The sequence below is a fragment of the Pseudoalteromonas sp. 11L1 genome (assembly GCF_055397545.1).
On sequence record NZ_AP041142.1, the window covers coordinates 174,002 to 196,781 of the forward strand.

18 protein-coding genes are annotated in these 22,780 nt (G+C 40.6%); 16 read left to right on the top strand and 2 right to left on the bottom strand.

What is annotated here, in order from left to right; all coding sequences use genetic code 11:
• The first annotated feature begins 228 nt into the window (after positions 1-228).
• The 11 genes from dnaK to ACZ5WS_RS16565 all read left to right on the top strand — a co-directional run bounded on the left by dnaK (position 229) and on the right by ACZ5WS_RS16565 (position 12,888).
• A complete protein-coding gene (dnaK, locus tag ACZ5WS_RS16515; protein WP_138621414.1) occupies positions 229-2,148 on the top strand; it encodes a molecular chaperone DnaK in 1,920 nt (639 codons plus the stop codon).
• 215 nt (positions 2,149-2,363) lie between these two features.
• Positions 2,364-3,509, top strand: coding sequence for a molecular chaperone DnaJ (dnaJ, locus tag ACZ5WS_RS16520; protein ID WP_464712116.1), 1,146 nt, complete (start codon positions 2,364-2,366; stop codon positions 3,507-3,509).
• A 101-nt stretch (positions 3,510-3,610) separates the two neighbouring features.
• Complete coding sequence (gene ybaK, locus ACZ5WS_RS16525; RefSeq protein ID WP_464712028.1) at positions 3,611-4,072, top strand: Cys-tRNA(Pro) deacylase; 462 nt, start codon at positions 3,611-3,613, stop codon at positions 4,070-4,072.
• Between the two features lie 149 nt (positions 4,073-4,221).
• Positions 4,222-4,590, top strand: coding sequence for a response regulator (locus tag ACZ5WS_RS16530; protein ID WP_198522682.1), 369 nt, complete (start codon positions 4,222-4,224; stop codon positions 4,588-4,590).
• 133 nt (positions 4,591-4,723) lie between these two features.
• A complete protein-coding gene (locus ACZ5WS_RS16535) occupies positions 4,724-4,975 on the top strand; it encodes a hypothetical protein (RefSeq protein WP_138607811.1) in 252 nt (83 codons plus the stop codon).
• Positions 4,976-5,135: 160 nt separating this feature from the next.
• Complete coding sequence (locus tag ACZ5WS_RS16540; RefSeq protein WP_010389010.1) at positions 5,136-5,399, top strand: CBU_0592 family membrane protein; 264 nt, start codon at positions 5,136-5,138, stop codon at positions 5,397-5,399.
• 173 nt (positions 5,400-5,572) lie between these two features.
• Positions 5,573-7,303, top strand: coding sequence for a sensor histidine kinase (locus tag ACZ5WS_RS16545; protein WP_464712029.1), 1,731 nt, complete (start codon positions 5,573-5,575; stop codon positions 7,301-7,303).
• On the top strand, positions 7,296-8,663 hold the full coding sequence (locus tag ACZ5WS_RS16550; RefSeq protein ID WP_138607815.1) for a sigma-54-dependent transcriptional regulator: 1,368 nt from the start codon (positions 7,296-7,298) through the stop codon (positions 8,661-8,663). Before ACZ5WS_RS16545 ends, ACZ5WS_RS16550 begins: the two co-directional genes overlap by 8 nt.
• 174 nt (positions 8,664-8,837) lie before the next feature.
• Positions 8,838-9,794, top strand: coding sequence for a porin (locus ACZ5WS_RS16555; protein WP_464712030.1), 957 nt, complete (start codon positions 8,838-8,840; stop codon positions 9,792-9,794).
• A gap of 11 nt (positions 9,795-9,805) precedes the next feature.
• A complete protein-coding gene (locus ACZ5WS_RS16560; protein WP_464712031.1) occupies positions 9,806-11,281 on the top strand; it encodes an SLC13 family permease in 1,476 nt (491 codons plus the stop codon).
• A gap of 188 nt (positions 11,282-11,469) precedes the next feature.
• Positions 11,470-12,888: a coniferyl aldehyde dehydrogenase gene (locus ACZ5WS_RS16565; protein ID WP_464712032.1), complete on the top strand. Its 1,419-nt coding sequence runs from the start codon at positions 11,470-11,472 to the stop codon at positions 12,886-12,888.
• A gap of 69 nt (positions 12,889-12,957) precedes the next feature.
• On the opposite strand, the gene ACZ5WS_RS16570 is transcribed toward ACZ5WS_RS16565, so the two are convergent.
• Positions 12,958-13,683, bottom strand: a complete 726-nt coding sequence (locus ACZ5WS_RS16570) for a tetratricopeptide repeat protein (RefSeq protein WP_464712033.1) — start codon at positions 13,681-13,683, stop codon at positions 12,958-12,960.
• A gap of 311 nt (positions 13,684-13,994) precedes the next feature.
• Here ACZ5WS_RS16570 and ACZ5WS_RS16575 point away from each other — a divergent pair, with 311 nt between their 5' ends.
• Positions 13,995-14,858, top strand: a complete 864-nt coding sequence (locus ACZ5WS_RS16575; RefSeq protein WP_464712034.1) for a DUF6279 family lipoprotein — start codon at positions 13,995-13,997, stop codon at positions 14,856-14,858.
• Positions 14,859-14,967: 109 nt separating this feature from the next.
• Complete coding sequence (locus ACZ5WS_RS16580) at positions 14,968-15,981, top strand: GGDEF domain-containing protein (RefSeq protein WP_464712035.1); 1,014 nt, start codon at positions 14,968-14,970, stop codon at positions 15,979-15,981.
• Between the two features lie 12 nt (positions 15,982-15,993).
• Here the strand turns inward: ACZ5WS_RS16580 and ACZ5WS_RS16585 are convergent, their stop codons facing one another.
• Complete coding sequence (locus tag ACZ5WS_RS16585) at positions 15,994-16,932, bottom strand: LysR family transcriptional regulator (RefSeq protein WP_138607828.1); 939 nt, start codon at positions 16,930-16,932, stop codon at positions 15,994-15,996.
• A gap of 117 nt (positions 16,933-17,049) precedes the next feature.
• Between ACZ5WS_RS16585 and ACZ5WS_RS16590 the strand changes: the two genes are divergently transcribed.
• From ACZ5WS_RS16590 to ACZ5WS_RS16600, 3 genes are read left to right on the top strand one after another with little or no spacing between them, the layout of a single operon-like run.
• On the top strand, positions 17,050-18,219 hold the full coding sequence (locus ACZ5WS_RS16590) for an efflux RND transporter periplasmic adaptor subunit (protein ID WP_464712036.1): 1,170 nt from the start codon (positions 17,050-17,052) through the stop codon (positions 18,217-18,219).
• A 9-nt stretch (positions 18,220-18,228) separates the two neighbouring features.
• A complete protein-coding gene (locus tag ACZ5WS_RS16595) occupies positions 18,229-21,378 on the top strand; it encodes an efflux RND transporter permease subunit (protein WP_464712037.1) in 3,150 nt (1,049 codons plus the stop codon).
• Complete coding sequence (locus ACZ5WS_RS16600; protein ID WP_464712038.1) at positions 21,371-22,780, top strand: TolC family protein; 1,410 nt, start codon at positions 21,371-21,373, stop codon at positions 22,778-22,780. Before ACZ5WS_RS16595 ends, ACZ5WS_RS16600 begins: the two co-directional genes overlap by 8 nt.

Consider the following 22,780-nt stretch of genomic DNA (forward strand, 5'->3'; position numbering starts at 1 on the left):
TTTTGATGTTATTTACTGAATTTATATCACACACAAACTCATCAGACCAGACAATAAAGGTCCTCTTAAATAACAAAAAATGAGCAATCCTTACTCTTTTTAGGGTTATTTAGTAAATAAATTAAAAAAAATGAATTTTTTTTCATTTTTACAGTTGAATTAAGTTTGTGGCATCCCTATTAACTAGTCATCGAACGTATTAACGAATTTAGAAGTTGGAGAAGATTCATGGGTAGAATTATTGGAATCGATTTAGGTACTACTAACTCTTGTGTTGCAGTACTTGATGGTGACAAAGCACGTGTTATTGAAAATGCGGAAGGCGATCGCACAACCCCGTCTATTATTGCTTACACGCAAGACGGTGAGACTTTAGTAGGTCAACCTGCAAAACGTCAGGCGGTAACTAACCCAACAAACACATTGTTCGCAATTAAGCGTTTAATTGGTCGTCGTTTTGAAGACGAAGAAGTACAACGTGATATCGGCATCATGCCTTTCAAAATTATCAAAGCTGATAATGGCGATGCATGGGTTGAAGCGGGCGGCGAAAAACGCGCTGCACCACAAATTTCTGCTGAAGTACTGAAAAAAATGAAGAAAACAGCTGAAGACTTCTTAGGTGAAGAAGTAACTGAAGCGGTAATCACAGTACCGGCATACTTTAACGATTCACAACGTCAAGCAACCAAAGATGCTGGCCGTATTGCGGGTCTTGAAGTTAAACGTATCATTAATGAGCCAACGGCAGCTGCACTTGCATACGGTATGGATAAAAACCGTGGCGAAAACGTAGTAGCGGTATATGACTTAGGTGGTGGTACTTTCGATTTATCAATTATTGAAATTGATGAAGTTGAAGGCGAGCACACATTTGAAGTTCTAGCGACTAACGGTGACACCCACCTAGGTGGTGAAGATTTCGATAACCGTGTTATCAACTACCTAGTAGCTGAATTTAAGAAAGATCAAGGTATCGATTTACAAACTGACCCACTTGCTATGCAACGTGTTAAAGAAGCAGCAGAGAAAGCAAAAATTGAGCTTTCATCAGCACAATCTACAGAAGTAAACCTTCCGTATGTAACCGCTGATGCGTCTGGTCCTAAGCATATGAACGTGAAATTAACACGTGCTAAGCTTGAGTCATTAGTTGAAGACTTAGTGACTAAGTCAATTGAGCCGCTTAAGCGTGCACTTGCTGATGCAGACCTATCTGTGAACGATATCAACGATATCATTCTAGTGGGTGGTCAAACTCGTATGCCACTTGTTCAAAAAACAGTAGCAGAGTTCTTCGGTAAAGAGCCACGTAAAGACGTTAACCCTGATGAAGCAGTTGCAGTAGGTGCAGCGATTCAAGGTGGTGTACTTGCAGGCGACGTGAAAGACGTTCTATTACTAGACGTATCACCATTATCTCTAGGTATTGAGACGATGGGTTCAGTAATGACGGCACTGATTGAGAAAAACACGACGATTCCTACTAAGAAATCGCAAACATTCTCAACAGCAGAAGATAACCAATCTGCGGTAACCATTCATGTGCTACAAGGTGAGCGTAAACGTTCAAGCGACAATAAATCTCTAGGTCAATTTAACCTAGAAGGTATTCGCCCAGCACAACGTGGTACACCACAAATCGAAGTAACATTCGATGTGGATGCGGATGGTATCTTACATGTATCTGCTAAAGATAAAGACACAGGTAAAGAGCAAAAAATCACCATTCAAGCGTCTTCAGGTTTAAGTGATGAAGAAGTTGAAAAAATGGTTCGCGATGCAGAAGCACATGCAGAAGACGATAAAAAGTTTGAAGAGTTAGTGGCTGCACGTAACCAAGCTGACGCACTTGTTCACGGTACACGTAAACAAATTGAAGAAGCGGGTGATGCACTACCAAGCGAAGACAAAGAAGCAATTGAAGCGGCTGTTGTTGACCTTGAAGGAGCAATTAAGAGCGACGACAAAGCAGAAATTGAAGCTAAAACACAAGCACTTGCTGAAAAGTCTCAAAAACTAATGGAAATTGCCCAAGCTAAAGCACAACAAGCAGGTGGTGATGCCGGTGCAGAGCAACAACAGTCTGCTAAGCAAGACGACGATGTTGTTGATGCAGAGTTCGAAGAAGTTAAAGACGACAAGTAATTGTTACTAACGCTTCTCGCTAACCGAAAACACCATGACTACATTGCGTGTTTAAGTTAGGATGAACACCTGAGGCGCGTAGGCTAAAGCTTAACGCGCCTTTTGTATGTAAGAGATGTAAGTAAAGTGCTTTAAAAATTCAATGATAAATCGATATGATTTATCGGTTTGTCCAGCAGCTAGCGCTGCACATAGAAAAGAGTAGTGTGATAGATATGTCAAAACGCGATTATTACGAAGTCCTCGGCGTAAGCAAAGATGCGAGTGAGCGAGACATAAAAAAAGCGTATAAACGCTTAGCGATGAAATATCATCCAGATCGTACCGCCGGTGATAAAGACCTTGAAACCAAGTTTAAGGAAGTAAAGGAAGCTTACGAAATACTAACAGATTCGCAAAAGCGTCAAATGTATGACCAATACGGCCATGCTGCCTTCGAACAAGGCGGTGGCGGTGGCGGTGGTCACGGTGGCTTTGGCGGCGGCCAAGGTGATTTTGGTGATATTTTTGGTGACGTATTTGGTGATATTTTTGGTGGCGGCGGTGGTCGACGTCAATCTCGCCAGCAACGTGGTTCAGATTTACGTTACAACATGGACTTAAGCTTAGAAGAAGCGGTTCGTGGTAAAGACGTTGAAATTAAAGTGCCGACTTGGGTAAGTTGTGATCCGTGTGATGGCAGTGGGGCTAAAGCAGGTTCTAAGCCAAAAACATGTACAACCTGTCACGGTGCAGGCCAAGTACAAATGCGCCAAGGTTTTTTTGCCGTACAACAAACATGTCCAACATGTCATGGACAGGGCCAAATTATTTCAGATCCTTGTAACAAATGTCATGGTCAAGGCCGCGTAGAGAAGACCAAAACACTATCGGTAAAAATTCCAGCAGGTGTTGATACAGGTGACCGTATTCGTTTATCTGGCGAAGGTGAAGCTGGTATGCATGGCGCACCAGCAGGTGATTTGTATGTGCAAGTGTCGGTTCGTGAACATAAGATATTTGTTCGTGAAGCGAACAATTTATACTGTGAAGTGCCTATTAGCTTTACTACAGCAGGCCTTGGCGGTGAAATTGAAGTACCAACATTAGATGGCCGTGCAAAACTTAAAATACCGTCAGAAACACAAACGGGTAAAATGTTTCGTATGCGTGGTAAAGGGGTTAAGTCTGTACGCAGTGGTGCTCAAGGTGACTTAATTTGTAAAGTGGTGATTGAGACACCAGTGAACCTTAACGAGCGTCAACGCGAGCTGCTTACTGAACTTGAAGAAAGCATGGGCAAAGATAGCTCAAAGAACCGTCCAAAAGAGCAAGGCTTTTTTGATGGTGTTAAAAAGTTTTTTGATGACCTAACTAAGTAATTATTAGGGTCAACAGAACTTAGGTAAAAACGGCGCTTCTTCAAGCGCCGTTTTTTGTTTAGTATGGTAAGTTAGCAGAAATTTATTGAGGATTTTATCAGATGACCCCAGCGATAGAACAGCTAAAAAAATCCCGAATTAAATTTGACGTACTTAGCTATGAGCACGATGTAAATAACACTAATTACGGCCTTGAAGCAGTTGAAAAGCTAAATCTTAATAGCGCTCAAGTATTTAAAACATTGGTGTTAGAAACCTCAGAACAACAACTAATTGTTGCTGTGACGCCAGTTACTCAGCAGATTAATTTGAAGCGATTGGCTAGGCTCTGCGCAGTTAAAAAAGTAATGCTGGCAGAGCCGCAAAAAGTACAGGCAAGTACAGGGTATATTTTGGGAGGCGTTAGCCCGCTTGGACAAAAAAAGCGCTTAAAAACCTACATACACTCAAGCGCATTAGACTTTGATACTATTTATGTGAGTGCCGGTAAGCGAGGGCTTGAAATTGCACTCAGTCCAGCATGCTTAGCTGGGCTTATTCAATCTTCGTTTGGTAATTTTTAAATGCTCTATTATCAAACTTGCAAAGTGTAAATAAAACTGATTATTTGCTTCAACAACTATAGTTAACTAATGTAGATACTACCTATAACAGTTTTTGTTAATTCAGTTTGATAAAAATTTGTTTGCACCTACTTTGGTTAAACATTTATATGAGAATATTAGTTGTTGATGACATGCCATTAATGCGCCATGTGCTCATTAATATGTTGAGGCAGTTAGATTATAAAGACATTGTTGAAGCAACCGATGGCCTGCAAGCATTGACTATACTGCAAAATCAGCTCATAGATTTGGTTATAACAGATTTACATATGCCAAAAATGGATGGTCTAAACTTACTTGATGCGATTAGAAACGATACTGAGCATGCTCAGCTTCCGGTACTTATGGTGACCTGTGAAGACAACTCTGAGACCGTAAAAAAGATAATTAATTCAAAGGTGTCAGGGTTTATTATAAAGCCTTTCTGTATGAATGTACTGTCGGCTCAATTAACACGTTTAGCTAATAAAGTTTAATAACACAATATTTTTTAACATAATTACCTAATCAATAATAACTCTGATCAGTAATGCTTACTCCCATCAATTTCTTTTCTATCATGTGATAGCATGTACGCCTTAGTAATCGTAAAATAACCATTGAGGTAGTATGGCTAAGCCCAATAAAAAAGGGCCTACAAAAACGGTCGATATATTTTGTTCTGCGTGCAAAGCGCCTTTATTTAAATATCGTAAAGGGGGCAAAGGGGCGTTGGTAAAATGTTTTATAGAACGAATAACCCAAGATCACACTCATACTGAATGTGTATGCCCTGGCTGCGAACGACCTTTTGCACGTCCGGCGATCATAAGAGGGACTGCCGCTTATAAAATGATAGGTGGTAAAGTCACTTTTAAATAAACTGGCTATTTAATCCAACCTATCAAGAGGCGGACATAAGCCCTTGTGTGCTTTTTTTTCACTGGTAAACTTCGCTGGTTTTGCTGTTTCAATGATTGAAAAAAACCCTCCCCATGGATTGGGCCAGTCAGTTGGGTTTTAAATGGAAAAGGATAGACGTGTGATTGCACTTTTATTTGATATTGTTGGTATGAGTGGCACTTTTTTAGTGGTTGGTTCGTTTTTTTTACTGCAACTAAATAAAGTATCGCCAAAAAGTTTGACGTATAATTTAATGAATCTAAGCGGCGCTATTTTGTTGCTTATCAGTCTTTGTTATAACTTTAACTTAGCGAGCTTTGTGATTGAAATATTTTGGATTGCAGCCTCATTAATTGGTTTGTATAAGTACTTTAAAGACAAACCAGCGCTTGCAAAAGCGTAGACTAAGCTAAAACAGCATCCCTTTTGCAGGGAATTGAACCGTGAAATATTTTTTGTTTCACGGTTTTTTAGTTTCAGTACACTTGTTAACAAAAAGTTTCTTCTGCAAAGGCCTATAAATCGATACAATAGTGGCTATTAGTTATTATTAGCACCTTGGTGTTACAGGCGTTTATGTTCTCCATTCCTAAAAAAATTATTTTTGCTTGTATTCTGTTAGTGCTGTTGTTGGTGGTTACATTTTCATTTGGCCGCGCTTATGATTTAGGCCAAGCTAAAATTCAAGCTGACCAACAGGTCATTCAATTAAATAATTATATTGATAATGAACTCGCGCGCTTTGCAGCTATTCCTCAGCTCCTCACAGAAAATAATTTATTGATTCGTTTTACTAATAATGAATCACAACACTTTAATGCTATTAATAATTACTTGGCTGATATTCAACAAGCCAGCGGTGCCTCAGATGTATACATACTAGATCCCCTTGGCGACGTTATAGCCAGTAGCAACTGGCAAACCGACTATACGTTTTTAGGGAGTAACTTTGCATTTAGACCTTACTTTAAACAAGCTTTTGCCGGAGAAAAGGTCGCCTACTTTGCTCTCGGACAACGCTCGAAAGAACGCGGAATATACTTTTCTCAGGCTATTTATCTAGATGGTAAAGCCATTGGTGTAGTGGCACTTAAAATTAATGTCGCTAAATTTGAAAACGATCGTTCGCTATTAAATACTTCAAAAGGCAGTCATTTTTATTTGCAACTTGCGGATAAAATTATTGCTATGTCAGATGAGCCCGCATGGCGTTTAAACACGTTTACAGAGCTGGATATTACTACACGCCGCGATATTAAACAGCGCCGTGCTTACTTAGATCATCAGCCGTTACAAATAAAGCAGCAACGCTACAAAAGCCAAGGCATTGAGCAATTTAAAATTGCTAAAGATGAATATGTTGCCGCTTCAAGGCCACTGACATACCTAAATGCAACGATGACGGTATTGGTTGATATTTCAAGCGTAAATGCATTACAGGTGCCCAGATTGTTATGGCTGGTGTTGTTTTATTGGGTATTTATTTTTGTCGGATATAGCTTATTGGCACGCTTTGCCGGATATAAAAAATTACTGTACTCGCGTCACAGTTTAGAACTTGAAGTATTAGAGCGCACTCAAGCGCTTGAAAAAGCGCAAACTGCACTAGTACAGTCGGCAAAATTAGCCACAATAGGGCAACTAAGTGCGGGTATTAATCATGAAATTAACCAGCCACTGAGCGCCATGAACACTTATTTGGCAAGCGCTAAAATTTTCCTCAAAAAAGGGAAACTTAATGCATTAAGTGAAAATTTAATTATTATTGAGAATTTGGTAGAGCGGGTACATAAAATAGTGGCGCAGCTTAAGCACTTTAGTAAGCCGGCGACAATGCAATTGCGACCACATCCACTGTCGGCGTTATTAAATAATGCGTTGATGATCACCCACCCGCAACTTAAACAAGACGATGTTAACGTCAGTGCTCCGCAGTTTTCGCAAGAGATCACGGTGTGGGTTGATGCATTAAAATTTGAACAAGTATTGGTTAATGTGATCACCAATGCGTCACAAGCAATGAAAGGTGAGCCTAAACGAGAGCTTAGTTTCGATGTTGAGTGTTTTGAGGAGCGCGTTAAGCTTTCTATTTTAGATAGTGGTCCAGGTATTGAACACCATGTGCTGGGATCTATTTTTGAACCCTTTTACAGTACCAAGTCAAGTAATGGTTTAGGGCTGGGCTTATCAATATCAAAGCAAATTATTGATTCATTTAATGGTTACTTAACGGCGCACAATCGTCCTCAAGGCGGTGCACAGTTTATTATTAGTTTATCAAGCATAGAGGCCCCAAAAAATGATTGAAGCCGTTGTTTGTAAGCAAGTGGTTGTTATTGATGATGAGGCGATGATCCGTGATTCGTTAAATCAGCTTTTAACCCTCGAAGGGTATGAGGTGCAGTGCTTTAGTGATGCGAGTATTGCTTTAAGCCGTTTAAGTCGCAACTTTTATGGCGTTGTCCTCAGTGATATAAATATGCCGACTATGGATGGTTTAACTTTTATTGAGCAGGTAAAAGCATTCGACAGTGAACTTCCGGTAATATTTTTAACAGGTTATGCCGATGTGTCTGTGGCGGTAAAAGCGATGCAATTAGGCGCGTATGATTTATTTGAAAAACCCCTGAACGAAAATTTATTAGATTGCATTGCCAGAGCTTTAGACAAACGTGCTTTAGTTATGGAAAACAGAGCTCTGAAGCGTGCAGTTGAAAAGACCTCCGCACCCGGTGTGCGTATTTTAGGCGAGACCCTTAAAATGCAGCACATGATGAACTTACTCAATACAGTGATTGATACACCTGCAGATGTATTAATTGAAGGTGAAACTGGTACAGGTAAAGAATTGGTTGCCCGTTATTTACACGATCATAGTAACCGTTCCAGCTGTCAGTTTGTGGCTATTAACTGTGGTGCGGTGCCTGAGCAATTAATAGAAAGCGAATTGTTTGGTGCTGTTAGTGGTGCATATACTGGCGCAACACAAGATCGCAAAGGCAAGTTTGAGTTTGCGCAAGGCGGCACGGTTTTTTTAGATGAAATTGAAAGCACTCCCTTGTCGCTACAAGTTAAATTACTACGGGTGCTTGAAGAGCGAAAAGTTACCCCTGTGGGGGCAAATAAAGCCATTGAGCTTGATATTCGTATTGTTGCGGCCACCAAGGTCGATTTACTTTCGTTGGTAGAAAAAGGTGAGTTTAGAGCCGATTTATATTATCGATTGAGTTTAGTTAAAGTCAGTATTCCCGCATTAAGAGACAGAAAAGCCGATATTCCTTTGTTGTTTAAGCATTTTAGCTCTATTGCGGCCACTCGTTTTCATAAACCTTTGGGTGCGCTTAATATTGAGTTACAACAGCGCCTACTTGCGCACGACTGGCCAGGTAATGTTCGTGAATTAAGAAATCAGGCTGAACGAGCGGTATTACTTGGCCCCGATCTGGCTTTTGCACAGAGTGACTCAAGCAGTAGTGGCTCGTCGTTATCATTGGATTTAAGCCTTGTAGAAAAGGTCAGCTTTTATGAGCAGTCTTTAATTGAAGAAGCCTTAGAACTTAATCATGGCAGTATTAAAGACACCATGGCAACGTTGCAAATCGCGCGCAAAACCCTCTACGATAAAATGAGTAAATATAACCTTAATCGAGATATGTTTACCGATTAGTGGGTGGAAATGGTGATAGTAGGTATTTAAAGTGTGTGGAAATCCGCACATTTTAAAGCTTTTTATCATGGTTTTATTTTTTAAGTCACTGAAATTTATTGTTATTATCTAGTTGGTCATGTTCTTGCTCTACAGTTGTAGACAACAAGTAACATCACATAATTAGGATACATAATGAAAAATAATCTATTCCAAGGTTCAGTACTTGCTGCGTTATGCAGTGCTGCCACACTACCTGTAACAGCGTTTGCTGCAGATTACACTGTGTATGGTAAAGCCGAAGTACAAATTGCCAACACCGATACTGGCATTATGCGTTACGCAGATGAAGGCACACAAATAGATGCCCCTTTTTCGCGTATTGGTATTAAAGGTGACCATAAATTAAATGAATATTTTACTGCCGTATTTAAATACGAGGTTCAAGTAAAAGGCTTTGAACATGATGATACCAATGAGCCTTTTGCAGCACGTAATACTTACCTTGGCCTAAAAGGTGCGTTTGGTGAAGTAGTCGTAGGGCGAAATGACACGCGTTTTAAATACTCTGAAGGTAAACTCGATAACTTTAACGAAACCCAAGCTGATATTTCACAAGTTATTGCCGGACAAGATCGCTTAGGCGATACCATTACCTATACCTCTAAGTACTGGCACAATGCACAGTTTTCATTTACCTATGCGCCAAAAGATGACAACAAAGACAATGAAGCGGGATTTGCTGCAACCCTTATTTATGGTGATCGTAGTTTAAATAAAACTCCTTACTCTATTTCAATAAGCCATGTTGACTCGCTTAATAACATTAAAGCAAGTCGTATCGCAGGCGTGTATAAATTTGAAAAGCTAAAATTAGGTGCGTTATACCAGCACTCAGAATCAATTGATGGTAGTAAATCAGGGAATGGTTACGTGTTAAGTGCAAGCTACAAGCTCGACAAATGGGTACCTAAAGTTCAATTTGCAAAAGATGATTCAAAGCTACGTCAAGCATCAGACGCAACTCAGTGGACTACTGGTGTAGACTACATTTTTGACAAGCAAACTACCGCTTACCTTTTATATACTGACCTCGACCTAGAAGAAAATGCTGATAACAGTGTTGCACTTGGTCTTAAATATAAATTTTAAAGGCTGTTAAAATGACAAAACGTATTTTAGAAAATAACGCCAATAAAAAGCCGTTTATGCAATGGCTGTTATTGTTACTTGGTCCGTGTGTAATGTTATTGACCTGCTTAGTTGAGCCGCCAGTAGGAATGTCGGCTGCTGCATTTAAAACTGCAGGCTTAGCATTTTGGATGGCGTCGTGGTGGGTAAGTGAAGTTGTGCCCATTCCTGCTACTGCATTACTTCCGTTAGTGATTTCACCTATAGTAGATATAGCGGCTATAAAAAGTGTTGCAGCTCCTTATGCGCATCCGCTGATCTTTTTATTTTTAGGCGGTTTTTTAATCTCAATTGCTATGGAACGTTGGGGATTACACAAACGAATTGCATTAAGAACTATGCTTTATGCCGGTAAAAAACCAAGCTTACAAATTTTAGCCATGATGTTAGTGACTGCATTTTTATCAATGTGGATGTCTAATACCGCTACCGCAGTAATGATGTTGCCTATTGCCTTATCTATCACTCATTTAGTTAAAAGCTCAGATCCTAGTAATGAGGGGTTTGGTAAAGCACTTTTACTCTCTATTGCTTATGGTGCGAGTATTGGGGGGATTGCTACTTTAATTGGTACTCCTCCGAATGCATTAATGGCTGCATACCTATCAGACAGCTACCAGATTGAAATTGGCTTTGCTCAGTGGATGATAGTTGGTGTGCCATTAGCACTTGGCATGTTAACCATCAGCTGGATTTGGCTAACTAAGTTTACCTACAAGGTTGATGCGAATGTACAAGCAAACAATCGAATCGACATTAAAGCGGTATTTTCTTCGCAGCTAAAAGACCTAGGACTCATGCAACGTGCTGAAAAGGGCGTATTGTTTGTGTTTATGTTTGCGGCTATTTGTTGGATATTTAGACCATTACTAGGTGATGTGACCGGCCTTAAAATTTCAGATACGGGTATTGCAATTGCAGCCGCATTACTTTTATTTGTACTACCTGCTAATAAAGGCAGTGATGAGCGAATTTTAGATTGGGAAAGTGCAGCTAAAGTACCTTGGGGTGTGTTGCTTTTATTTGGGGGGGGCTTGACACTAGCCTCGCAAATTAAATCATCAGGATTAGCCGATTACATTGCCAACATGATTGAGGGTGCCAGTGCAATTCCTTTAGTTATGAGCATTCTTGTGGTGGTGGCACTCATTACTTTCTTAACGGAAATTACCAGTAATACGGCAACAGCCGCAGGCTTTTTACCATTATTGGGGCCTGTTGCTGAGTCTGTAACTGGCAGCCCGTTAGTGTGGGTTATTCCAGCTGCGATTGCGTGTAGTTGTGCGTTTATGATGCCAGTAGCCACACCACCCAATGCGATTGTGTTTGGCTCGGGTGAAATTAAAATGAAAGACATGATCCGTGCTGGCTTTGTGTTAAATATTGTCGCTATAGTTTTAATTACCTTAGTAACAATGACCATAGCAGCCCAGGTTTTTGGCTTTTAATAACCCACTTTAATCAACTAACAAAACAGATAACCGATGCACATAAAAGCTGTGCATCGGTATGAGTTCCAACCAACCTTATGAGTGTTTTTGCAACGCTTTTCATAATGTTGCAAAACCACTCTTTATTGCTCGTGTGACAGATCAAGGTTATAGTCTTGAAAACGTTATAAATCGAGTAGCCTATTTTGATCACTGACACATTATCTACAGGGACTTTGCGTTCACAATTTAATGAACTAAAGCACTCTTTTGAAGACACCCCTTATTTACCTATTGAGCAACGCCTTGCTTTACTTAAGCAAGTACGCGCTAACATTGTAACGCTAGAGCAAGACTTGATTGCAGCGGTATCCAAAGATTTTGGTTACCGAACGGCCTTTGATACCTTAGTAGGTGATATTTTGCCTACCATGCAGGGGCTTGCACATATTATTAAAAAGTTACCTCGCTGGTCTAAGCCTAGTCACCGCAGCCCTGGTTTGAGCTTATGGCCCTCAAAAGTAAGTGTAACCTATCAGCCTATTGGCGTGGTGGGTGTGATTGCACCGTGGAACTATCCTATTCAATTGGCATTGGTGCCGGTTATCACCGCGATTGCAGCGGGCAACAGGGTTATGCTAAAGCTCAGTGAATTTACGCCTAATACCAATACGGTTCTTGAAAAAATATTTATAGGTGAATTAAGCCAACACTGCAGCATTATTCAAGGTGGCAGCGAGGTGGCGAGTGAGTTCTCATCATTACCCTTTGCACATTTATTATTTACTGGCTCAACAGCGGTCGGTAAGTTGGTGATGGGCGCAGCGAGTAAGAATTTAACACCAGTCACTTTAGAACTAGGCGGAAAATCGCCAGTCATTGTGTTAGAAAAAGCAGACGTAAATAAAGCCGCTCGTGCTCTATTATTTGGAAAAATGGCCAATGCAGGGCAAATATGTGTGGCTCCTGACTACGTATTTGTTCCTAAAGCACTAGAACATCAGTTTATTAAAGCTTTGTGCACACTTTATAAAAAGCACTTTAAACAAGGTGTTGAAGGGAAAAACCTGACCTCTATTATTAGTCCAGCTCATTATCAACGTCTGCTAGGTTATTTAGAACAAGCACAACAACAAGGCGCTAAAATAACAAAGCCACTTGAGCAAAATCAACAAGATGCCGAAAAACACCGGATGGGTCTGCATATTGTGACGCACGTCACCGACGAGATGCAATTAATGCAAGAAGAGTTATTTGGGCCTATTTTACCGATTATGAGTTATGACAAATTAGATGATGCGCTTAATTATATTCGACTGCGGCATCATCCATTAGCAGTTTATATTTTGGGCCAAGACAAGCAAGCGCAACAGTACATTATTAAGCAAACACTTAGCGGAACCGTTGCCGTTAACGATACATTAATACAAGTAGCTGCCGATGATGTACCATTTGGCGGGGTGGGTCATTCAGGAATGGGGCATTATCATGGCAAAGAAGGCTTTTTAACCCTTAGCCATGCAAAAAATACCTTAGTATCAGGCTCGTTTAATCCGCGTATAGGTTTATTACTCAAACAAAATAAATTACTGATCAAAGTGCTAAAGTGGCTTTATGTAAAATAGCCTGTAGTACTTAAAACAAAAAAGCTGAATGAATCACTTCATTCAGCTTTTTTTAGTTATTCTTTTGGCTTAAAACATTCGCCCTTCACCTGCATAAGTACCCGCTAAAATTTTATTATAAATAGCATCGGCTTTTTCTTTAGCTTCAGCGACTTCTTTAGGGAGCATAGTGCGTTCATCAAGTTTACGACTGTGGCTAGCTTGCATATTACCGTTGTACTCAGCGATGGTATTCCACACATACGACATTTCAAGGTTTTTTGGCATTCCTAAGCCTTCAAAATACATCAAGGCTAAATTAAATTGTGCAAGCGTGTAATTATTAGCGGCGGCTTTTTCATACCATGTTCTGGCGGCTTTATAATCTTGGCTCACGCCATCGCCGTTGGCGTACATTACCCCTAAGTTATACTGTGCTGCAGGAAGGTTTTTATTGGCTGCTTTCTCAAATAAGCTAATAGCCATTTGTTTGTCCAACTTTACGCCGTTGCCTTCATCATACAAAACCGCAAGTGCAAACATTGAATCTACATGATTTTTTTTAACTGCTTGTTGATAAAGCTCTGCAGCTTTGTAGTAGTCGCGAGTAACTCCATGTCCGCCCTCGTACAACTTACCTAGTTCGTAAATACCTGGGGCATAGCCTTTGTCTGCAAGGTAATTAAACTCTTTTAGTGCTTCATCAAATTGACCTGCGTTTGCTGCTATTATGCCTTCCTCAAGCCCTGCATAAGCATAAGGTGTAGCAAGTATAATGCCCGCAAAGAACATTGCTTTTAAATTAGACTGTGACATATGCATGTCTCCAAATTAGTTATCGTTGTCGGTAAGCATCATAACGGTTAATCATTTACTTATTACTCGAGTAGGTAATAAATTATGAGCTAAATCAATAACGCCAACGTTTATAAATTAGATATACAAACGTATTAACAAGTAGTTTTAACTATAGCTCAAAAATTCTAAACTTAAGCACATAGCTATGATATAAATTGCGTTAGCTTGCGATTCTATAGAAAAATGAAAAAAATAAAAGCAAGCAGTAGCTTACATAATTACTTATGATGATTTTTGGCAACTAAAGCATCATACAACGGGGTCTTTTCATGTTAAATAATTTAAAAAATATAAAACTAAGTAAAATTATTTTTATAACCAGTTTGTTATTTATTGCCAGCTGTTCAACGTCATTTGCCTATAACAACCTAGGTTGGTTATCGTCATTTTGGATTGATGATTACGTTGATCTGAATAAAAGCCAATCTAAGCAGTTAAAAGCGATTATTAACGATACCCGAGATTGGCATCGTGAAGTTGAATTACCAAAATATAAAGCCGATTTACTCGACCTAAGACAATTGCTAAACAATGAAGCCGATACTGCGCAGTTGATGGATAAAATAACCCAAGTGAAGCAGCATTGGCGAAACTTGCTGTTGCATACTAGTGCCCCTTTAATTGAGTTAGCGCTGACCTTAACCCCATCACAGCGCAGTGAAATGGTAGAAAATATTCGCGAGCAAATTAATGATGAAATCCAAGAGCATGCCTCATTAACTCAAGACGAGCACCAGCAACAACGCTTAGAGAGACAACTAGATTACTACAAGCAGTGGCTTGGCAAACTCACTTCTGAGCAGCAAACGCTCATATCACAAGCTAACAGTGAGCATACCCCTACCAGTGATTTATGGCACGACTATAAACTAACTCGTTTAGCCGCACTTGAAGCCCTTTTTAGGCAGCAAACACTTAGCGAGGCAGAGTTTACCCAGCAATTACACACCATTATCACTGATCGTGAGCAATATATGAGTAATGAGCTGCGTGAACTAAATGAGCAAAACTTAAAAGCTTATGCGCATTTGCTACTCAAGTTAAACAAAACGCTGAGCGCTAAACAGTTATCGCATGTTGATGAAGAATTTGCAGATTTAGTGGGTACTGTTAATGAATTGATTATGGAATAAACGTTTCACTAATTCTTTTGGCTTGTTTTTTCTGAATTGTTTAAGCTTAAAATTGTGATTTTTGCATTTCATTGTTAACATAAGCTATCAAAAATATTTTAAGTTATCCATGGATATAGCTGCACTTAATAGTACAAAAACGCTACGCAAGCACGTTCTTAAATGGATGTGTATTTGCTTTGGTTTTTTGTCATTGGTGTTTGCCGGTTTTAATTTATTGGTAAATAATTTACCCCTTGTTGGTGGTCTCGAAGTCGGCTTTTCCTTGTTATGCTTATATATATTTAAGCACTCGCAAAAACATTACCCTAAGCGCTGGCATGCCATTACCATGTGCTTAACTATCTCTTTAATTGTGTTATGTGGCACCTACTTAGCCCCCCCTAAAAACGGCCTGTTTTTGTGGACATTTATTTTACCTATTCTTTACTACTTACTGCTTGGTAGACGTTACGGGTTATTTTTGTCTGCGGCATTACTTGCTTTACAGCTGGTGGTGTTATCTCAAAAACTGCCACATTCATCGTTTTCAGCATTTAACATAGGACTTAACTTATTATTTGTATACATAAGCATATGGGCTATATCTCATGTTTTTGAAGGTAATAGAGCTGATTTTTCGAAGCGTTTGAAAAATTTAGCGTTACTCGATCCCCTTACTGGGGCTGGTAATCGTTTATCAATGAACCAGTTTTTTGAGGTAGAGATCAAAGATAAATCACAGCTTTACTTATTTTTACTTGATTTAGACTACTTTAAACAAATTAATGATCAGTATGGGCACGATGTTGGCGATAAAGTATTGGTTGAGTTAGCTACATTATTGCGCGGCACTTTTGCAAAAGGGTATGTGTTTAGAGTCGGAGGTGAAGAGTTTTCACTAATGAGCAACTTTGATAGTCCGCAAGCAGCCTTAGCAATGGCAGAAAAGTTAAGACTCGCAATACAAAATAAGCACATAGTCGCTAATGGTGAAACCATTAATTTAACCGCCAGTTTAGGCGTTGTACAATACCAGCAACAAAGCCTAAGTGAACTAATCGACTTGGCCGATAAGCAGCTTTATAAAGCTAAAGAGACTGGCCGTAATGGGGTCTGCACTGATATTTTAGCGCTGGCTTAAGTTTTATAGCGGCTAATACATTTGTTCAAAGTCTGGAATACTGTTTTCCCAAATCGGTCTTTCTTTACCAATATATTCGCGTACGGCATCAAAAAATAACCGGGTTCTTACCGGTAAATCACGATGTGGGTATACCGCATACATGGCACTGTGCTCCATTAATTTAAGATCCGTCAATAAAGGCACCAGTTGTCCATCAATCACTTCTTTATCCAATATAAACGCGGGAGCTAAAACGTAAGTGGTTCCTGAGAGTGTTTTCATTAATAGTGCTTCAGCATCATTGGCTCTAAATACACTTTTAATTTTTTGTTCGCATTGTTCACCAAGGTGGTTGTAGTAACTTACTCCATCAACTCGCAGTGAACTACTTGCGTAACTAGCGGCGGGTAATTGTGCTAAATCAGTTATGTTTTTCGGCATTCCATAGGTTTCGATAAATGCAGGGGAAGCTAAAAGTAATAAACGATTACGCGCAATCTTTCGAGCAATTAAAGAGGAGTCTTTTGGCTCCCCCACTCTAAATGCCAAATCAAATCCTTCTGAGACAATATCCACAAGCCGATCATCTAAACGAAGTTCTACTTCCACTTGCGGAAAGCGCTTTTGGAAATCGTTGATCACTGGTTGTAAATAACGCCGACCAATTAAAGTCGATGAGGTAATTTTTAATACGCCACGAGGTTCTAAGTGATAATTCTCTGCCATACGCAGGGTATCGCCGAGTAGGCTTCGCAACTCGTCCGCTTTTTTTATCATTTCAGCGCCTGCTGCGGTAAGTGAAAACGAACGGGTGGTTCGATTTAATAGTCTCACGCCTAGCTCATCTTCTAAACGACTAATTTGTTTAGAGATCACGGAACGATCAATGTTGCGTATTTCAGCAGCTTTAGCAAATGATCCCTGCTCAACCACTTCAAGCAGCATTAAGAGTCGGCTTGTTGTATCCATTATTGCACCATTGTGTCACTTTGATGCCATTTTGGCACTAATGAATTTAAAAATCTATTGTTTTTGTCAACAAGTATGTTCCGTATTATGTATCGCCTAATTAACAGGAGCGTCGTTATGAACAAACACTTAGTTGCTACAGCCTTATCTGTTGCATTAATTACTCTGACCGGTTGTGCTGAAGAAAGCACAGCGCAATCAGCACCCGTACAACAATATCAAGCTATTGATGTAGCCCAAGTCCTGGTCAAGCCTGTACAAAGTTGGCATACCTATACAACGCGCTTAGAGTCACCGCAAAAAGTGGCATTAATGCCGCGTGTATCAGGCATTATTGAGCAAATTGAATTTAAAGAAGGGGATGCTGTTAAACAAGGTGATGTGTTATTTCGCCTTGATGATCGTTCATTTAGAGCCACGGTAGCTAGTTTACAAGCTCAGGTTAAAAGTGCACAAGCGGCTCTTGAACAAGCAAAAAGCGAAGCATCACGTGCAGTGCGTCTAACTGAGCGTAAAGCAATTTCTACAGAACAAGCGCAAGCTCGTACCTCAACGTTACGTCAACGTGAAGCACAACTTGCTGCACTTAAAGCTCAGCTTAAAGCCGCAGAACTTGATTTAGAGTTTACCTCTGTGGTTTCACCTATTGATGGAATTATCTCTCGCGCAAACATCACTAAAGGTAACAACGTCCTTGCCGGGCAAAGCGTGCTCACTTCAATTGTTTCAAATGACAAAATGTATGCTTACTTTGATGTCGATGAACGCACTTGGAACAATGCATTTGATGATGTTACTGCATCAAGCAAGCAACCTGTCGTTATGCAAAAAGTAGGGCAGAGTGATTTTAATTACAACGGCCACATCAACTTTATAGATAACCAAATTAATGCTTCTACTGGCACATTACGTGTACGAGCGGTATTTGAAGATCGTAGTAACGAGTTACGCTCAGGCTCTTTTGCACGCATTAAATTGGCTGCTAATGCAATACGCGAAACCGTCATTATTCCAGATAGAGCTATTGGTACTGATTTAAAAAATCGTTTTGTTCTTACCGTGGGCGAAAATAATGTACTGCAATATAAATTGGTTACTGTCGGTGAGCGCTATGGCGCATTACGTGCCATTACCTCTGGCCTTGAACAAGGTGATGTGATTGCAGTGAATGGGCCAGCTCGCGTAGGACCTGGCATGCCAATATCACCAAATAAAGTGACAATTAATACCCAAGGTGTGGCATTTACACTCACTGCTAACCCTGCCGATTTAGTTGCTAAGCAATAAGGTTATTAAATGAAATTTTCACACTTTTTTATCCAGCGACCGATTTTTGCGGCCATGCTGTCAATGATTATTTTGATTGCAGGTGGCATTTCTTTATTTCAGCTGCCAGTCAGTGAATACCCAGAAGTTGTGCCACCCACAGTGGTAGTGACAGCCAGTTATCCGGGCGCAAACCCAACGGTTATTGCACAAACAGTGGCAACACCGCTTGAACAAGAAATAAACGGCACTGAAAACATGCTATATATGTTTTCACAAGCGACCAGTGACGGGCGCATGACTTTAACCGTAACATTTGCCTTAGGGACGGATTTAGACCGTGCTCAAGTACAGGTACAAAACCGAGTAAATAGTGCATTACCGAGGTTACCACAAGAGGTACAGCGTTTAGGGGTAGTTGCTGAAAAGTCATCACCCGATTTAACCATGGTGGTGCATTTATATTCACCCCAGAATAGCCATGATACGGCGTATTTATCAAATTATGCCGATTTAAACATTAAAGATGAAATAGCACGTTTACCTGGCGTGGGTGATATTCAGTTATTTGGTGGTGGTAAATATGCTATGCGTGTGTGGTTAAATCCAGATGCATTAGCAGCACGTGAGCTTACAGCAACCGATGTTGTAGCTGCTTTGCGCTCGCAAAATCAGCAAGTTGCAGCGGGTAGCTTAGGTGCTCAACCAATCTCTAACGATAGCCAATTTCAAATTTTATTAAACGTGAAAGGCCGCCTAAATAGCATTGAAGAGTTTAAGCAGGTCATTATTAAAGTCGGTGAGCAAGGGCAACTTACGCGTTTGTCAGATGTTGCGCGTGTTGACTTAGGCCAAGACTCGTACTCACTGCGTGCTGAACTTGATAATCAACCCGCATTGGCAATGCCAATATTTCAACGCCCGGGTTCAAATGCGATTGAGCTTTCAGATCAGGTGCGTGAAACCATGGCACGTTTATCGAAAGACTTTCCTGAAGGTGTTGAATACGACATTGTTTATGATCCAACTGTGTTTGTTCGCGGCTCTATTGATGCGGTAATAGCGACATTGCTTGAAGCAATCGCATTGGTTGTTATTGTAGTCATTGTATTTTTACAAACGTGGCGCGCATCTATTATTCCGCTTATAGCTGTGCCAGTTTCACTCATTGGTACTTTTGCTGTAATGCAGTGGCTTGGTGTTTCTATTAATACCTTATCGCTATTTGGTTTAGTACTGGCTATAGGCATTGTGGTTGATGATGCGATTGTAGTGGTCGAAAATGTTGAACGAAATATAGAAAACGGCTTATCGCCGCTTGAAGCAACACGCGTTGCAATGACAGAAGTAACCGGCCCAATTATTGCGATTGCATTGGTATTGTGTGCGGTATTTATTCCAACGGCTTTTATTACTGGACTTTCTGGACAGTTTTATAAGCAATTTGCTTTAACCATAACTATTTCAACGGTTATTTCAGCGTTTAACTCACTGACATTGTCGCCGGCGCTAGCAGCCTTATTGTTAAAATCGCACGACGCAAAACCAGATGCGTTTACCCGCTTATTAGATAAGTTATTTGGTCGCTGGTTATTCAAGCCATTTAATCGACTGTTTAACCGTGGTGCAACAGGGTATGAAAAGCTAGTACAAAAGCTTATTCGTATGAGCGTGGTTGTAATGGTTGCCTATGTTGCTTTAGTTGGCGGTACGATTAAGCTGTTTGACGCAGTACCTGGTGGCTTTATACCACAGCAAGATAAGCAATACTTAGTTGCCATTGCGCAGCTACCAGATGCAGCAAGCTTAGACAGAACTGAAGCGGTAGTAAAACAAATGCAGCAAATAGCGCTCGAGGTTCCTGGTGTTGCAAACACCGTGGCGTTCCCTGGTCTATCTGTAAATGGTTTTACTAATAGCCCTAACAGCGGCATTGTGTTTACACCATTGGCGCCTTTTGCAGAACGAACCGATCCGAGTATGTCAGCTTCGGCTATTGCGTCTCAGTTAAACCAACGTTTTGCGGCAATTGATGAAGCGTTTGTGGCTGTATTTCCGCCACCGCCAATTCAAGGCTTAGGCACTACAGGTGGTTTTAAACTGCAAATTGAGGATAGAGCTAACAAAGGCTTTGAAGCATTATTTAATAGCTTGCAATCAGTGATTGCCGCGGCGCAAAAAGATCCGGCATTAATGGGGCTGTATTCAAGCTTTAGAATTCAAGTACCGCAAATGGATATTGATATTGACCGCGAGCAAGCACTTATCCAAGGTATTGCACTTGATGAAGTATTTAACTCATTGCAGATTTATTTAGGCTCAGTGTATGTAAACGACTTTAATATGTTTGGTCGTACTTACCAAGTTAATGCCCAAGCAGATGCCGAATTTAGGGTAGACCAAGAGCAAATACTAAACCTAAAAGTACGTAATCGTGCAGGTAACATGGTGCCACTAGGCTCAGTGCTTACGGTAACGCCAACTATAGGCCCAGATCGTGTTATGCACTACAACGGTTACCCAAGTGCTGAACTTAACGGCAGCCCAGCGCCAGGTTATAGCTCAGACCAAGCGCAAACAGCGATTGAAAATGTACTGGCGAAAACGCTACCTACTGGTATTGAATATGAGTGGACTGAGGTAACGTATCAGCAAGTACTTGCCGGCAATACTATGGTGTACGTGTTCCCACTGGTGGTATTGCTTGTGTTTATGGTACTGGCTGCACAGTATGAAAGCCTACGTTTACCATTGGCCATTATTTTAATTGTACCTATGACTATATTCTCTGCGTTATTAGGGGTGTGGTTTGTAGGCTCAGATAACAATATATTTACCCAAATAGCGTTAATTGTACTGGTGGCACTGGCCTCTAAAAACGCCATTTTAATGGTGGAATTTGCCAAAGATAAACACGACACCGGATTATCGCACCTTGAGGCTATGTTGGCAGCGTGTCGCATGCGTTTACGTCCTATTTTAATGACCTCAATTGCCTTTACCGCGGGTGTTATTCCGTTAGTGTTGGCAACCGGTGCCGGTGCTGAAATGCGTCATGCAATGGGTAACGCAGTATTCTCAGGTATGATTGGTGTGACTGTATTTGGGCTATTATTTACGCCAGTGTTTTACATGCTGGTGGTAAAAAAGCAGCGCGCTGAGGAGTCTTCAAATGACTAAATTACATTTAAATCAATTTAAGATGCCGGCATTTTTAGGCTCTGTGTTAGCAATTGCAGTGTTATCTGGCTGTGCTAGCAAAATAGATACAGCAGCTGAGCAACAACAAGTAAACGAGTTTGTTGCTCAAGCAATATCAGCAGAGCAGTATGTTGGTGAAGATGAGCAAAACTGGTGGCACAAGCTTGGTTCAGCGCAATTAAACCAGCTTGTTAGTAATGCTTTGGCTAATAACTACGACTTACAAACGAGTCAGCTGGTGCTTAAAAGTGTGTTGGCACGTATTGGCGAACAACAAGCACAATACTTACCCCAAGGCGGTGTTGAGGTTGGAGCTAAACGAAGTGGACTAGGCGATACCAATAGCCGACAATCAAGTGCAAATGTTGCACTTGACTGGCAGCTCGACTTATTTGGTCGAATAACTGCACTCGTTGATGCCGCAAATTCACAAGTTATGAGCCAAGCAGAGCAAGTTAGGCTATTACAAATTGAAATTGTGTCATCTGTGGTTAAAGGGTTTGCCAGCTATCAGGGCAACCTGCAAAAGCAACAAATTATTGAAATGCAAATTGAAGCGCTTGAACAAAGTATTCAAGTGCTGCAGGCACAAGTAGATGAAGGTGTGGCAAATGAGCTTGATTTAAACCGCACCATGGCACAACTTAGGCAGCAACAAGCGCTCATTCCGGCGATTGAATATGCTAAGTTTCGTGACTTATCTACGCTGGCGGTATTAAGTGCACAACCAACGCAATCACTGAGTATTGATGATGAACGTGCTGTATTGAGCAAGGCATTTCAAGTGTCACTAGCAAAGCCAAATCAAGCGATTGCACTAAGGCCCGATATTAGCCGAGCATTATATGACTTTAGCCAAGCAAATAGTTTAAGTGTGGCAGCCAGTAAAGCTCTATTACCCGATATCAGCTTAAGTGGTTTTGCAGGCGTGCTAAGTTTGGGCAGTAATGGTTTTAGCGACACCCAGCAGCAGTGGCAAGTTGCACCGCAAGTACAATGGTCTTTATTGAGTTATCCTGCGTTGTTGGCTCAGCGTGATGCGCAGCAATTTTTGAGTCAAGCTGCTTATACTGACTATCAACAAGTGGTGTTAAAAGCCATTAACGAGAGTGAACTTTCATTGCAATACTTGGTCAATCAAGCACAGCAATCGCGTTTTGCTGAGCAGCGGTATCAGTTTGCTAATAATGCATTTTTACAAGCACAAGCAATGTATGAAGAAGGGCAAATTCCTTACTTAGAGTTGTTAGATGCACGTCAGGATGTTTTAATAGCACAAGAAAATGCCGTTGATTCAACTATTTCATCGTTATTGGCTAAGGTAAATGCTTACCAGTCATTTAATGGACGATGGAGTTACGCGTTAAGTAGTACTAACTAG

Bases quoted from the DNA above. Each gene is read 5' to 3' on its own strand.
- dnaK (WP_138621414.1), top strand. From the start codon at position 229: ATGGGTAGAATTATTGGAATCGATTTAGGTACTACTAACTCTTGTGTT.
- dnaJ (WP_464712116.1), top strand. From the start codon at position 2,364: ATGTCAAAACGCGATTATTACGAAGTCCTCGGCGTAAGCAAAGATGCG.
- ybaK (WP_464712028.1), top strand. From the start codon at position 3,611: ATGACCCCAGCGATAGAACAGCTAAAAAAATCCCGAATTAAATTTGAC.
- ACZ5WS_RS16530 (WP_198522682.1), top strand. From the start codon at position 4,222: ATGAGAATATTAGTTGTTGATGACATGCCATTAATGCGCCATGTGCTC.
- ACZ5WS_RS16535 (WP_138607811.1), top strand. From the start codon at position 4,724: ATGGCTAAGCCCAATAAAAAAGGGCCTACAAAAACGGTCGATATATTT.
- ACZ5WS_RS16545 (WP_464712029.1), top strand. From the start codon at position 5,573: ATGTTCTCCATTCCTAAAAAAATTATTTTTGCTTGTATTCTGTTAGTG.
- ACZ5WS_RS16550 (WP_138607815.1), top strand. From the start codon at position 7,296: ATGATTGAAGCCGTTGTTTGTAAGCAAGTGGTTGTTATTGATGATGAG.
- ACZ5WS_RS16555 (WP_464712030.1), top strand. From the start codon at position 8,838: ATGAAAAATAATCTATTCCAAGGTTCAGTACTTGCTGCGTTATGCAGT.
- ACZ5WS_RS16560 (WP_464712031.1), top strand. From the start codon at position 9,806: ATGACAAAACGTATTTTAGAAAATAACGCCAATAAAAAGCCGTTTATG.
- ACZ5WS_RS16570 (WP_464712033.1), bottom strand. From the start codon at position 13,683: ATGTCACAGTCTAATTTAAAAGCAATGTTCTTTGCGGGCATTATACTT.
- ACZ5WS_RS16575 (WP_464712034.1), top strand. From the start codon at position 13,995: ATGTTAAATAATTTAAAAAATATAAAACTAAGTAAAATTATTTTTATA.
- ACZ5WS_RS16580 (WP_464712035.1), top strand. From the start codon at position 14,968: ATGGATATAGCTGCACTTAATAGTACAAAAACGCTACGCAAGCACGTT.
- ACZ5WS_RS16585 (WP_138607828.1), bottom strand. From the start codon at position 16,932: ATGGATACAACAAGCCGACTCTTAATGCTGCTTGAAGTGGTTGAGCAG.
- ACZ5WS_RS16590 (WP_464712036.1), top strand. From the start codon at position 17,050: ATGAACAAACACTTAGTTGCTACAGCCTTATCTGTTGCATTAATTACT.
- ACZ5WS_RS16595 (WP_464712037.1), top strand. From the start codon at position 18,229: ATGAAATTTTCACACTTTTTTATCCAGCGACCGATTTTTGCGGCCATG.
- ACZ5WS_RS16600 (WP_464712038.1), top strand. From the start codon at position 21,371: ATGACTAAATTACATTTAAATCAATTTAAGATGCCGGCATTTTTAGGC.